The organism is Estrella lausannensis (assembly GCF_900000175.1).
Lineage (GTDB): Bacteria > Chlamydiota > Chlamydiia > Chlamydiales > Criblamydiaceae > Estrella > Estrella lausannensis.
Map to the genome: position 1 here is coordinate 81,447 of NZ_CWGJ01000019.1, position 13,355 is coordinate 94,801.

General features: G+C 47.1%; 8 protein-coding genes. 4 read left to right on the forward strand and 4 right to left on the reverse strand.

Annotated features, from left to right (window positions below; all coding sequences use genetic code 11):
* Window positions 1–63: 63 nt before the first annotated feature.
* Complete coding sequence (locus ELAC_RS07315; protein WP_098038635.1) at window positions 64–1,521, forward strand: hypothetical protein; 1,458 nt, start codon at window positions 64–66, stop codon at window positions 1,519–1,521.
* Between the two features lie 269 nt (window positions 1,522–1,790).
* Entirely contained in the window at window positions 1,791–5,513 is a 3,723-nt protein-coding gene (locus ELAC_RS07320; RefSeq protein ID WP_098038636.1) for a hypothetical protein, read from the forward strand.
* A 63-nt stretch (window positions 5,514–5,576) separates the two neighbouring features.
* Here the strand turns inward: ELAC_RS07320 and ELAC_RS07325 are convergent, their stop codons facing one another.
* Entirely contained in the window at window positions 5,577–5,903 is a 327-nt protein-coding gene (locus tag ELAC_RS07325) for a DMT family protein (protein ID WP_162288483.1), read from the reverse strand.
* 411 nt (window positions 5,904–6,314) lie between these two features.
* On the opposite strand from ELAC_RS07325, the gene ELAC_RS07330 reads away from it, so the two are divergent.
* A complete protein-coding gene (locus ELAC_RS07330; protein ID WP_098038637.1) occupies window positions 6,315–7,772 on the forward strand; it encodes a hypothetical protein in 1,458 nt (485 codons plus the stop codon).
* A 14-nt stretch (window positions 7,773–7,786) separates the two neighbouring features.
* Here the strand turns inward: ELAC_RS07330 and ELAC_RS07335 are convergent, their stop codons facing one another.
* Entirely contained in the window at window positions 7,787–9,286 is a 1,500-nt protein-coding gene (locus ELAC_RS07335; RefSeq protein ID WP_098038638.1) for an NAD(P)H-hydrate dehydratase, read from the reverse strand.
* Between the two features lie 16 nt (window positions 9,287–9,302).
* On the reverse strand, window positions 9,303–10,301 hold the full coding sequence (locus ELAC_RS07340; protein ID WP_098038639.1) for an NAD(P)H-dependent glycerol-3-phosphate dehydrogenase: 999 nt from the start codon (window positions 10,299–10,301) through the stop codon (window positions 9,303–9,305).
* A gap of 454 nt (window positions 10,302–10,755) precedes the next feature.
* On the opposite strand from ELAC_RS07340, the gene ELAC_RS07345 reads away from it, so the two are divergent.
* Complete coding sequence (locus tag ELAC_RS07345; protein ID WP_098038640.1) at window positions 10,756–12,117, forward strand: DUF6056 family protein; 1,362 nt, start codon at window positions 10,756–10,758, stop codon at window positions 12,115–12,117.
* Window positions 12,118–12,230: 113 nt separating this feature from the next.
* On the opposite strand, the gene ELAC_RS07350 is transcribed toward ELAC_RS07345, so the two are convergent.
* Entirely contained in the window at window positions 12,231–13,310 is a 1,080-nt protein-coding gene (locus ELAC_RS07350) for a hypothetical protein (protein WP_098038641.1), read from the reverse strand.
* Window positions 13,311–13,355: the final 45 nt, after the last annotated feature.

Here is a 13,355-nt window from a genome sequence, read left to right on the forward strand (position 1 = left end):
ATTCTGCCTTAACAAGATTCATGCTAAAATTTCGTACATTAAAGATATATACTAGGTAAAAAGATGAGCTTTTCTGACGCCCACATCATTGAACAACGTTATCAGCAAAATAGCCATTACTACTACCCGGAAATGAAGCAAAAGATCGATGAGGTCATGGCAAACCCGGACCAGCCGATCGAAATTCCCGACAATTTTATCAGCAAATCCCTTGACGATAGCAACTTCTTATTTAAAATCATCCAACAAATCCAGATCCTCTTCAAGAAGTTCGTCAATAATGTAAAATGTTTTTTTTCAACCAGCTATCGTGAAGGGTACCAGCAGGCCGTTCAAAAAATCCAGAAGGCCTACTCCGAAAAACTCGGTGCGATCTCGACTCTATCGAATACGATTATGGCCAAGCAGGCCAACATTCTCGCGCTCAAAAACAAACGTGCTGCTCTGGCCCCCAGGGTCAGCATCTTAAGGCAAGAGCTGGAGAGGGACCAGACCTCTCTGCAAGAGAAAATCGATGCCAAAAATCTCGTCGTTCAACAGGCAAAGATTTTGAAAGAGAAAAAAGAACACCAGCCCACGAAGGGTGAACAGATAAAGAATTTCTTTACAAACCTTTTCCAAATCAACCAGCAAGAAAAAGTGGAGCCTGAAGCAATCGAGATCCAAGCTCAGGATGCCGAATTCCCCCTAGACAGCATCGATGAAGAGGTCATCTCCCTTTACGAAAACGAAGAGTTTAGCGCCTCTCCTCTGATTGCCTCCATAAAAAATGGCAAAGAGGGCATCGGGATCAAAAATGCTGAACTTCTTAAAGCCGAAGGCAAGCTCGCCGAAATCAACGCCCTCTTGCAGAAAGAGTTGAAGAGCTTGGTCGATGCAGTGCAGGCAATCGAAGAAAAAAAACTGGAAAATTTCTTCTCCGATGAAGATATGGAAATTCCTTCGATCGAAGAAGAGATTGTCGATAGCACCCCTCAGCCGGCAAAGGAGCTGACTCCCCAAGAGATAAAGCTCGCCGCCATAACGCAAGATATCGTCGGGAAAGCCGCATGCAAAGATTTAGGAACACTTTTTTCATTGCTGCTGAAAAGGTTGCCAGAAGATGCCCTCGAAGGATGGACTTGTGACGATCAAGGCCATTTCACGCTGAAATTGAAAGAAACCTACCCCCTGTGGATGCCCGAAAACAATCCCAAGGGAGGCGCGGTTCTTCTGATGGGCTATGAAACCGATGGAAAAATTTCCGGAAAGCTCGAGGAGAACAGTATCCTTTTCACGAAGGGATTCAACACATTTGTCAAAGTTCCTGTGCTCGGCTACATTGCCCCGACTTTTGACGGGATACTCTACGGCTCACGAACAGACATCCGTATGGGAGGAACCTACCTCGGCCAGACGCAGTGGAACACCAAGACATTCTCGGTCATCAAAAAGGACTGGGAGCAAAACGGCCAGTTCATCGACAGCTCCTACCCCGGCGGCTACGAGAAATTCTTGGAGCAAAAAATCAAAGAAAGCTAATCGCTTTCGTCTATGCCGAGAGCCTATCATAATTTGGCATCAAAGCTTTGAGAGACTGTCTAGCGGACTCGGATTTCTTCGGTTTGGGGATTATTTTGGCCCCATTTCGATACCCGCCCCAGCAGTCTCTTAGTCATTCCTATAGACAACCTTACCCTTTCAAAAGCCACATCTTTATCATAAATTATCAATAATTTATACAAACCCACTGCTATAATTTAATTAATCACTAAAATCAATATTCAATCATTTATTTTTTTGGAGGAAACATGGATGTTTTTTCGAAAAATGGCAATCTGATCGATCAGAGTTATTACAACTCACACCAAGCGGACTACAGTGAAAATCTGGGCTGGAAACATACTCCGGTATCTTCCCAAAAAACGTATCTTATCGAAGGAAGAGAGTATAAGGCGATTGAGAAAATGGAGCGCCGTCTCTCCCTTTTTTCAGGGGAGAGAATCAAAGGGATCTTGCTCGGATTTGCCTGCACACTAGCTTCTGGCGGACTTGCGCTGATTTCAAAAAGAGTGCGCAATTGGATCAGTGGCCGTCAGGTAGTCAGAGTCTGTGTAGAAAAGAACAGCGCAATTAATCAAGCAACAGCACCTGTTAATGCATCTTCAAGCAAAGTATCCAATGTGGCAAGTAATGCGCTTACCACACCAGACACTACACCACCTGTCACTAGGCCTTCGCATAAAGACTCCGACGAAACGAGCACTGAGCTTACCCCACCGGACAACACACCACCGGAAGTTCCGATCGATATCAGCTCCCACCAAAACGCGCTTTTGGTTGAACAAAGGGTGTCCCATGCTGCCGATGGAAGCGCAGAAGTTGAAGAGAAACCTCCTAGAGATGTTCCTGTCACGGGAACATCGGCGGAAATTTTGCCGACCGATCCTGATGACACTAAAGCAAGATTAGTTGGTTTTTACGTCAATCAGCAGGCGCGTCTTTTGGATCTCAAATCTAAACTGGCCGAGGCCTCTGCCGCAGACAAAGTCAAAATCCAGACCGCGATCGATCGGATCGATAGGTCTGATATGAACAATGCAAAAATAGCTCTGAAGGTACGGACAGGAAATGATCCTACCCCTCAGGAGCTTGCCAGCTATTTAGGAAAATCGATGACGTCCGTACGAGGATACTATCTAGGCCAAGCCTACTCTCGGGCCATTTTGGAAAATCTTCCTGACATTGTGTCTCTCATGAAGGCGGACAAAACCGCTGATCCCCATCTTGTAGAAAAAATCTCAGGTCTCTCCAATCCCACTTTAGAGGAGATGGCAAAAGCTTTGGAGGTCTCCAATGAAAAGGCGGCCGATATCCTTTTAGATTTTATGGTTTCGGCTGCAAAGCAGAATGAAGGGAGCTCCTTTCTACAGAATCTCGAAGCTAAAATCGACGGCCAAGTCGCCGCCCGTCTGGGCACGGGAGTAGAAGACATCAAAGCTTGGGTAAGTGACATCTCCAAAGAAAAAGACTTAGGGCTCATCCTCACGAGGCTTGGCGAGGAAAGAAAGGGCGTCTATGATCCGGACTTCAAGACAGCGGCCAATCAGACATTTGAAAAACATGCCGTGAGTGCCCACACCTCCGGCATGTGGACCTTTTTTCAGAAAGGGGATGTACCAAGCACCTACATTGCTAAGCCGGAAGACGCCAAGCAGCAGTGGAAGCTTTTCTTAAACCCTAAGGCAGATGAATTCCAGTCCACTTTAGATCGTACTTTAAAGGCCTTGGAATCGATGCCTTATATCAACGGTAAGATTGTCGCTTCCGACACAATCAAAAGGAAATCCGACCTGACCGTGGTACAAGACCCTTGCGAACCAAAACTTCTTCTCTATTTCAACGGTCCGGACAGCGCAGAAGATTTTCAAAAAGCAATTCAGCTGCTAGAGAAAGAATTCATGGATGCGGACATGATCGCTCATCCCGAAGGGATGAGAGATAAAGGCAATGGAGTTTTAGAACCTCAAAAAGGTCCCTCGTTTACCAAAGAAAGAAATCCCCTCATGTTCTACGTTCAGGGAGGGTTTACCGAGTCAGGCAGGCACGTAGCTGTTCAAAGTGGAGAATTGGACGCCTATTTCGAAGGGGAAAATTACTATTTGCACAAAGGTTCTCAAGATCCACTGAAAGATCTTCCTGGAGCAGTCTACTCCGTCGGAAACTTCATCGCGGAAATGAAGGCCAATGTAAGTTTGTTCAGCCAGCCCTTCCAGCTTGTCAAACTGCAGAATATGCTCAATAAATTGAACCGCGACACTCATCCCTCTCCTCAGGTTAGCCAGTGGAAGAATGAGATTCGGGAATTGATGGTCCTTGTGTCCGGCAATATGGGGCTTGAGCAGATGTCTTCGATGAGCCAGCTTCTTGAGCATTGGGAAAACATGGGAGATGTTAAATCAGCAACCGCCAAAACATTCTACCAGCAATTGGGTGAGAATGTCAGTGAACTCGAAGGGGAAAAAGGGATCGTTAAAGCTAAAATTGATCATATAGAGAAAGCAGCCGATAGTGCAATCGCGAAATTAACAGCATTGAACGATGCGTCCGATCTGTCGTCCCTTTCGCTCCAAGATATTTTAAATGCCTCTCCTCCGTCGCTGCAATATATCATGATAAAAAAAATTCTCTTGGAAAATCCCGATATGAAAGATCAGCTAATCGATATGGCTGTCGAGGAGATGGTTGCTAAGGTAAAAGACACTGTTGTCTTGAATCAAACCGAGGAACAAATCAAAAATTACTTCAAAATGGGTGGAGACATAGCTCTAAGAGATGGTCAGCTAAAGATTGTAAGGAAAGGTTTCTGGGGTGATGCGACATTAGACGTGGACTCTATCACTGATGAGCCCCTCAGTAAGTTAAAAGAACTCGGCCTTGATAAGCTGCCCCCTCAATTTAATTTGAAAGGCGATCAGTTCGATGCGCATTCGCTCATCCAGCTCGGCCTGGACAAATTGCAATCGATCAAAAAAAGGCAGATTGAACGCAATGAGGCTTTGGACAAAGGAGAAGCGGTCGTGCTTTCTCAATACTATCACGCCACGGGCGCAAGCGCAGCCGCATCCATTGCCAAGACTGGCATCGAGGCTTCGCAGGCCCAGTCAGGCTTTGGGGCCTTCATCTCCACCGAACCGGAATTCCGCTATGGCGCCGTCATTTTAGGACTGCCCAAGGAGGTGGAATTCAAAAGCCAGGCAGCAACTATCTTCAATAAAGGTAAGGCGGGACATATCTTGAAAAATGAGCAGCAAGTATGGGCAGGCTTAAAAAAATTCATCACCATCAATCCGCAGATGCAGGCGATGCAAACCGATTTTAACTCAGGGGTTCAAAAAGTCGTTTCCGCGCTGGCGATGCCCAACGATTTATCCACCGATGCACAGTTCGAGCTAAAGGAAAGACTAGCACTGCTTTGCGATCGGGCCGTGGTGTTTAGGGCCGAGAGTGAGAACGACAAACATAAAGGATTCAGTCTGAATTATCGCGAGCTTGATATCAATTATTTACCAGCCGGGGGCATCAACGAGATTAAAACCGAGGAGAATCTGAATAAGTTTGCCGAGACCATGATCCGCGCAGCTTTAAAGCAGATGAACATCCCCTTAGAAAATAAAGATCAAATCGTCAGTCAACTAGCAGCTCCCTTCGCCCAGCAGTTCCGCTCGCTTTATCTTGAAGGAAAAACGATAGAAAACGACCAATTTGTGCTCCGGGGTGCTCTCCCCTCCCGCATCAAAGCAACCGTGATTGCGCCGGATGATGAATTGAAAGATCTATTTTACGACGAGTTTATAAAAAAGAATAAAACAGGCAGCCAGGCGACATTTAAAACTTTAGATGAAGTTAAAAAAGAATTTTCAAAACAGGGGTTTGAGGAAGAACTGGTGGAATTCATCCCCTTGGCTGAGCAGTTGATCGAAAGAGATTTTCTCAGCGAAGCCGATGCCAAGGTGCCTCAGGCATGGAGATAAAGGCAACATCTCTGCTGCCTTGCATAGCCGGAAGGAAGGAGCCTCACCGGGGTTGCCGCAAGTTCACGATTTGAATATGAAAAAAGCAGCCAGAACGATGAAGACAAAGCCGATCAAATGATTGACCTTAAGAGGCTCGTGCAGGTAAAAATAGGAAAAAAAACAAAAAACGACCAGTGTGATGATCTCTTGCATAGTTTTCAGCTGGGCGGTAGTGAACTCGTAGCTTCCAATGCGGTTGGCCGGAACCTGAAAACAGTATTCGAAAAATGCGATTCCCCAGCTGGCTAAAACAGCAATCAAGAGGGGAGTGCTGCGGTATTTAAGATGGCCATACCATGCAAAAGTCATGAAGATATTTGACAAGGTTAACAAAATAATCGTTGTCACAGCAGTCTTCCTCCGTAATTTTCAATAAATGCCGCCCCTCATCAAAACATCAATTCACCCGGGGCGGATGAGACAAAATCAAAATTTAAATTCTAATAAAACCTACTCCCCTGCTCCCCGCTGGTCAGCGCGCATCCGCCGGAGATCCGTACAATGGGACACAGTTAGGGACAGCCCACAAACTCAAGCCAGTATACTTTGCTGCTCCATAGGGTACACCAAATTGGATGAATATGCTGATTATTTTTCGAAGGATATAAACCAATGGAGCAAACAAATCATACGACTTCAGGCCCCAGACTCTCTCTTATTCAAAACTAAAAACGGTGCTGGATTTTATTGAATTAAGTTGATTAAATCAAAAAATGGATATAAAATGCGCGAGATTATTTTTAATTTAGTCAACGCTTTATGATCAACTTGAACACATCGATAGAACATTATTTTCACAACAACGACCATTTCTTCTACCCGAAACTGGTCAAAACCCTGCATGAAGCGATTGAGAATCCCGAAAAAGAACTTATCCTCTCTGACGATATTCTCAAGGATGAAAGCGACCAAATCGGGCTCCTCTTCTACCTGATCGACAGAATACGGATTTTTGCCCTCAAAATCTGGAACAACATCAGGTATTTCTTCTCCGCAAGTTACAGAAAAAACTTTGATGCCGCTGCCAAACGCATTTCAGAGGCCTACAACAAAAAAATGCAGCGTATCGCCGATGTAACCCAAGAGCTTACACGGTCAAGACTCAATCTTAAAGAAACGACTCTGCATAAAGCTGCTGCAAAATCAAGAATCTTGGAACTGAAAGCACGCATCAGCTCGATCCAAGAAAAGATTGATGCAAGACAAGCCGAGAAAGACCAGATTGTCGATAAAGCCAAAGATCTGATCAGCATCAAAATTGAGCAGGCAAAGCCAAGATCTTACATGTCCAGATTTCTCAGCTTCATCTACACCCCGACTCCTGAGCCTATAAGACCGGAAGTGCAGGAGATCGCTGAGATGGATCCTGATTTTCCAATCGACACGGTTGACGATACGTTTCTTGGATCGTATGAGAGGGAAGAGTGTGAGACCACCTTTCTCCAATCCATCCGGGAGTTGCGCAGAGACAAACGGAGCGCTGAGAGTGAACTTCTCAAAACAGAAGAGAGGCTGGAGAGTGAATCGGCAAAAGTGCAAGTCGCCTTTAACCGGGTCATGGACCTATTAAAAAAAATTGAAACCGAGTGCTTTGAGAACTACTTCTCCGTCGAAGATCTCGAACCGCCCCTGAAGGAACCGGACAACACAGAAACGACCCTAAGGACCGAGCCAGAAACGATCTCCCCGTATCAATCCCTAATGCAAAATATCATCACGGCAATCAGGGAAAAAACCAACTGCCAGGAGCTCTCCATCCTCTATCCCGCGTTACTTAATAGGCTTCCACAAGGCTCCATAGAGGAATTCAGAGTCGGTGACGACGGTGAATTTACGATCAAACTAAGAAAGCAGCAAGGCTTCTGGCAGCCATCAAAAAGCATAACAGGCGGTGCCGTCATTGTGCTTGGCGATGCGGTCAAAGGCGAAATCCGGGGAAGGTTCAAAGAGAAGAAAATCCTCTTCGAAAGCGGCATGCACTTCTTTGTCAAGCAATCCCTCCTAGGGTACATTCTTACAAAAACCGAGGGAATCGACTTCCAAAGCAGAATCGAAGTAAAAATCGGCGGCACTTACATGGGACAGACCCTTTGGAAGGGTAAAACATTTAAAAAGCTCCGCTTTTCCTGGGAGAATAAGGGCGAAACCGTGCCTGAGGATTATCTCGGAGGCTACGAAAGTTTCTTAAGAAATAAAGTCGACAACAAGTCCGCCTAATTTCCTTCAACCTCTCAACCATCCTTCTTCAACAGAAAAATGGAAGAGAAGCGTTCTATGATATCGCTGGCCAGCATAAAATAGGGCGACAGCTCCTTTGAAGCTATTTCTCCCGCCCAACCGTGAATGCAAACACCTGCAAGAGCCGACTGAAGCGGAGGAAGTCCGGCTGCCATCAAGGCGGCAATCATACCCGAGAGCACATCGCCGCTGCCGGCTGTCGCCATTCCCGGATCTCCGGTCGTATTGATCCAGATTTTTCCTGCGGGACTGATGATAAAGCTCGGCCCCCCCTTCAGCACCACGACGGCATTTTTTCTCATGGCATAGTCTGAGCACTGTTTGAGAAAGTCAACCGACACTTCCGTTGCATGAGAATGTAAAAGTCGGTTCATCTCTCCCAAGTGAGGCGTTAGAACGACGGGAGTGGTAAACGAAAAATCTGTCATGGCAAGAGCGTAAAGCGCATCGGCATCGATAACGGCGGGGCAATTAATAATCCCCATCAGATACTGAATAATCTCACCGGTCTTTTGGCTCCTGCCTATTCCGGGACCGATAAAGGCGCTGTCGGCACGCTTAAGGCCTGCTTCAAGAACTTCCAGAGGATTCTCGGAATATGCAACTTTAATCAACTCATAAGGACTCGCCGCGAGCTCCGTCGCCATCTCTTGGGGATGGTAGAGGCGGACGATTCCCGCTCCGGTTCTCAACGAGGCAAGCGACGCTAAAATTGCCGCTCCCGGCATACCGGGCGATCCGGCAAACCCAAAAACAGCACCGGCTTCATACTTGTGCCTTCCTCTGCGCACGAAAGGTAGGGCTTCCAAGCTTTTTTCTCTCTCATAAAGGGTGAAGGGAGTTACGAAACTGTCCGTTACATCCTTCGGCAGGCCGAAATCCACTAGATGGATCTCTCCTACATGATCCCAGCCTCTTTTAAGAAAAAAGCCTAACTTGGCAAGACCAAGAGCCGCCGTCGCTTTTGCTCTCACCGCCTCGCCAAACACTTCCCCCGTATCCCCTGAAAGCCCTGAAGGGATGTCTACAGAGAGAATCGGGCAACGGGATCTATTTGCCCAAGCGATCATCGATGCGTAAGGCTCTTCAGGAGCCCTATTTAAACCGGTGCCAAAAATGGCATCGATAATTATTCCTTCATCAAAATCAGGCTCCTTGCAAACCCTGGCGTCAATCAGTTGACCTCCGGCCGAGGTAAAGGATTCCCTGTTCTTTTGACAGAGAGGTGACTCTTTGGCATTCCGATCAAGCCACGCCGACACTTTAAATCCCTTTTGCAAAAGGACTTTTCCGGCGACATAGGCGTCTCCGGCATTGTTTCCTCTGCCTGCTAAGATAAGAATTTGTTTTACCGTTCTCCATTCAGCAGAAAATTTGACTGCCAAATCCGCCACGCCGACTCCGGCACGATGCATGAACTCATCCTCTTTGAACCCTCGTTCATAGCTCAAAGATTCCAGGTGTGCCATCTCTTTTGAAGTCGCTACTTTCATGAACTTCTCTGCAATTTTATAGATGCTCTTCCTTGATCGTTCTTTGCATCAGCTCCATCGCCGCCGCTTTCGGATCCAGGTCTTCATAGATAATTTTAGAGACCATTTCGGTAATGGGCATGGCAACTTCGGCCTTTTTGCTAAGCTCCAGCGCGGACACGCAAGAGTATGCCCCTTCCACAACCATACCGATTTTCTCTTTAGCCTCCTTTCCGGAAAGGCCTTGCGCCAGCATATGACCGAACCTAAAATTGCGGCTCAGCAAAGAGGATGAGGTCAGACAGAGATCTCCCATCCCTGAAAGACCATAAAGAGTCTCCTGCTTTGCCCCATAGGCTTGGGATAACTTTCTGATTTCGTGCAGCCCTCTTGTCATCAGGGCAGCGCTTGAGCTCATACCTAAGGCTAAACCTTCCGATATGCCGCAAGCTATCGCCACGATATTCTTCAGAGCTCCGCCATAGCACACCCCTACGATATCGCTATTGGGATAGACGCGAAAATTCTGCGTAGTAAAAAGATCCAAAACGGCTTTGATCGCGTTAGGGCTGTATCCTGTGCCCACAACTGAAGTGGGAAGCTTGCGGATCACGTCGTGGGCAAAGGAAGGTCCGCTCATGACCCCGATGAGATCCCGGGCTTTGTCGCCCAGCACTTCCACCACCACTTCAGGCAATATCAAACCCGTCTTCTGCTCAATCCCTTTGGAGGTGATGATCACCGGGCAGTTTGGCATCCCAAGGGTGCGTACCTTTTCAAACACAGGACGCACTCCTCCTGAGGTAACCGATTCAACGATAATGTCAGCTCCTTCGAGCGCCTCTTCCAAATCGACTGTAAAGCGCATATCGCCCTCAGATCTGTGTCCCGGCAAAGACTCATGCTCTCTTGTCAGCTCAAGCCTGTCGGCCAGCTCCTTCTTGGTGGTCCAAGAGATGACCGTGTGCCCTTTAGCGGCAATTAATGAAGCCAGGCAAAACCCCCAGGCGCCTGTTCCGAGATATGCAACCTTCATGAATAAAAATTCCTTAGCATGAGAAATAAATTAAGTACCCTGATGTATACCGAAAGTGTCTCGAAATTTTAGTTTTGGCAAAGAGAAAGCTCTCGCGATTGATAAATTGCAAGTCACCTGGATTGGAATATAGGTGAATTACAGTCTTGTGGGCTTTCGCAAAGCCCCCATGCCAAATTTTGATAGGCTTTCGGTATATATGGTTACTGTTATAGCAGAAAGATGCCGACTGCTCAATTATCTTAGAGGCATCCGCTCATCGGCACTTGTATATCCAACTGACTCTCTTTCACTTAAACTCCGCGAGAAAACAGGAGGAATTTACTGCTTCAGGCGTAGAAGCGTGACTGGACAGCAATAATCAGAGAGAGATCTGAAACTCTGCACCTTGCGTTGAAATAATTACAGCCTCTTTTTATGCTGGAGTGCAATCAAAAATTAAGGTGCCGGTAACATGGATGGAAATAAAAAAATCTGGATTATCCTTGGCTCTTTGGCTTTAATGGCTTCCGCCCTCTTCATCCTCATGACAGCGCTCTGGCAGCCCATGGCGGCCGATGACTACGATATCCTGACCAGTTACCTGGATACCCACTCTCTTTTTCATCACGTCATGTCGTGGTACAATAACTGGTCCGGAAGAGTTTTAGGATACGCCATCGGAGGCTTGGCTCTCTCAGGAGATATGCCAAGAGCTGTTTTCCAATCCATTTCAGCCTTCATGTTTATCTCTTTGGCCTGTCTCTGCCTGCTTCTGACACAGAAAGAAAAGATCGAATGCAAGCGAGCGGATCTCTTCTTATATCTCATCATGCTTTCCCTGCTGTGGTTTTGCCTTCCCATCATCGGGCAGACTGTCTTTTGGACTTCCGGGGCCGTGGTCTACCTTTGGCCGGCGTTTTTTCTACTTTTATTGATTTACAGTATTTTACGCCCATTCATAACCGGGGCGAGGGATGAAGATCCGCATTTTGTGGCGGCTATCAGTGCCTTTTTCTTAGGGCTCATTGTCGGCAATTTCCAGGAACAGGCAGCTCTCTCCCTTCTGACCTTTTTGCTGATCGTTTCCGTCATCCCCAGCATCCGGCATAAGATCGCCTTTTTTGGTAAAGTTCTACCGGCTGCGGCGGGTCTTTTCATTGGATTTCTCATTCTAAGCATGGCGCCCGGCAACGCGGAGAGGCAAAGCCTGGTGGAGGGATTAAGCTTTTCAGATACTATCTTTCGCGTGTCCCGTTTCATAAGCAAGATTTTCAGCGCAGACACTCTTGTCTTTGTCTTCGCCTTAGCCATACTCAAGACGGCCCTGCGAAGTTTCGACAACGATAAGGCGGAGGGGGCACGGGAAAGCACTCTCATCTGGATAGGCCTCTCGGCCGTCTCCGCGCTCCCCATCTTGATATTTCCCAAATTCGAGCAGCCGCGGACCGCGTTTTACTCCTCTCTTTTTATGATCCTCTTTCTGGCCGCTTCGCTGATGGGCAGAAAAAAAGCGCTGGAGGCGCTCCTTGAGAGGCAGCCATATCTAGTTCTTCTTGCCGCCCTCCCCCTCTTCATGAGCACATCGCATGCGGCCCTGATGGCAAAAAAACTCCACTCTCAGGATTTGGAAAGGACGGAATTGGCAAGAGAGGCTCTAAAAACAGGGAAGGAGGTAGCATTCGCACCCCGCCCGGCCATCAACACCTATAAAGTTTTCGCTTGGGATCTGAGTACCAATCCTAAGAGCATGTACAACAAAATGTACTCCAAGGTCAACACCGTCCCGCCTGTCAAGGTGGATATGGCATTGGTCGAAGATCCCGACTATCCTTAAGGCTCAGCTCAAATAGGGATGCCTTGCTGCTCAATTGACCTGGGAAAATCTCTCGAAATTTAAGTTGTGAGATGCTTTCGGCATATGCCAAAAGCATCTTGATGGAACATCAATCAGACCATTTGGGCTGGTGTGGGAGCTAAGAGATAGTGCTGCTCGGGATACTTTGTGATTTTATCCACCGGTATCTTAAAACCAAGAGTGCTTGTAACCTTATTGCAAAAAATGGAGTAAGGAATAGCATATGCCTTCCTTTTTTCATTAGCCCGGCATGGAATTGCCGGATCGACAAAGATAACGTAGCCTTGAGAGACTCCCACAAGAACAATGGAATGGCCGGAAACACCCTCCCGCTCCTGATAAGTCGACTCGGTCCACCCCGCCACAGCATACTCATCGAACTCTATACCTTCTAACGAATGAGGCGGCCTCAGGGCATGTTCCGCTCCCAAAATGGCACCGACAACAACAGTCCCTTTCTCCCTGATAATGTCTGCAAGCCTTTCGATGGACTCGTTTGGCATCCATTGACAGGGCTGCATCTTGAACAGGTCATTTAAATGATCGGTGAAGACATTGTGCAGAGCATGATAGCGTCCTCTCTGGGAACCGATGTCGATCGGGCATATCGCGTTATACGTTGTTTTCAGTTGCACAAATTTCGCGCCTAGCGGGAGCCTCTCGGCTAACAGGAATTGGCTGTGGTTGCCGATGCGCTCTTCTTTCTCTAGATCCTGTTTAAAATCCAGTATATTGATTACAGAGCTTGCCCGATATTTATTGAAGAAGTCGACAGCGACCGCGGTAGTGCCCTGACGCATCTTTTGTTTGCTCTCTTCCTGCACAAGAAGCTGCAACAGCGACTGGGAGTTATCCAGAATATGATCTTTAGTATCGAATGACCCCCCTATGAACTGAAAGCTTAACTTGATCAAATTGATTGTTGTCTGCCTCTTCCACCATATGTCGTCCAGTTCAGTGATTTTCCGGCGATGGTTTGTGATGTTGCCTTTGGAACTGGCAGTTAGCTCAGCCTGAAAACCTGTCGCCAACTTGAGCGCATACAGATGGCAGTTTCCATCTCCTTTCATCCCCTTATAGTCCCTGATTCGACCACCTTCCTGCTTGGGGGGCTTTCCGCTCGGAATAGCTCGCAGCACGGAAAATGAATCGAAAGAGTTAGTTATGCTCATACAAAGAATCCTTCACTAAAATAATACATTATAGTAAATGATAAT

Coding starts and splice junctions, on each gene's coding strand:
- ELAC_RS07315 (WP_098038635.1), top strand. CDS start 64: ATGAGCTTTTCTGACGCCCACATCATTGAACAACGTTATCAGCAAAAT.
- ELAC_RS07320 (WP_098038636.1), top strand. CDS start 1,791: ATGGATGTTTTTTCGAAAAATGGCAATCTGATCGATCAGAGTTATTAC.
- ELAC_RS07330 (WP_098038637.1), top strand. CDS start 6,315: ATGATCAACTTGAACACATCGATAGAACATTATTTTCACAACAACGAC.
- ELAC_RS07335 (WP_098038638.1), bottom strand. CDS start 9,286: ATGAAAGTAGCGACTTCAAAAGAGATGGCACACCTGGAATCTTTGAGC.
- ELAC_RS07340 (WP_098038639.1), bottom strand. CDS start 10,301: ATGAAGGTTGCATATCTCGGAACAGGCGCCTGGGGGTTTTGCCTGGCT.
- ELAC_RS07345 (WP_098038640.1), top strand. CDS start 10,756: ATGGATGGAAATAAAAAAATCTGGATTATCCTTGGCTCTTTGGCTTTA.
- ELAC_RS07350 (WP_098038641.1), bottom strand. CDS start 13,310: ATGAGCATAACTAACTCTTTCGATTCATTTTCCGTGCTGCGAGCTATT.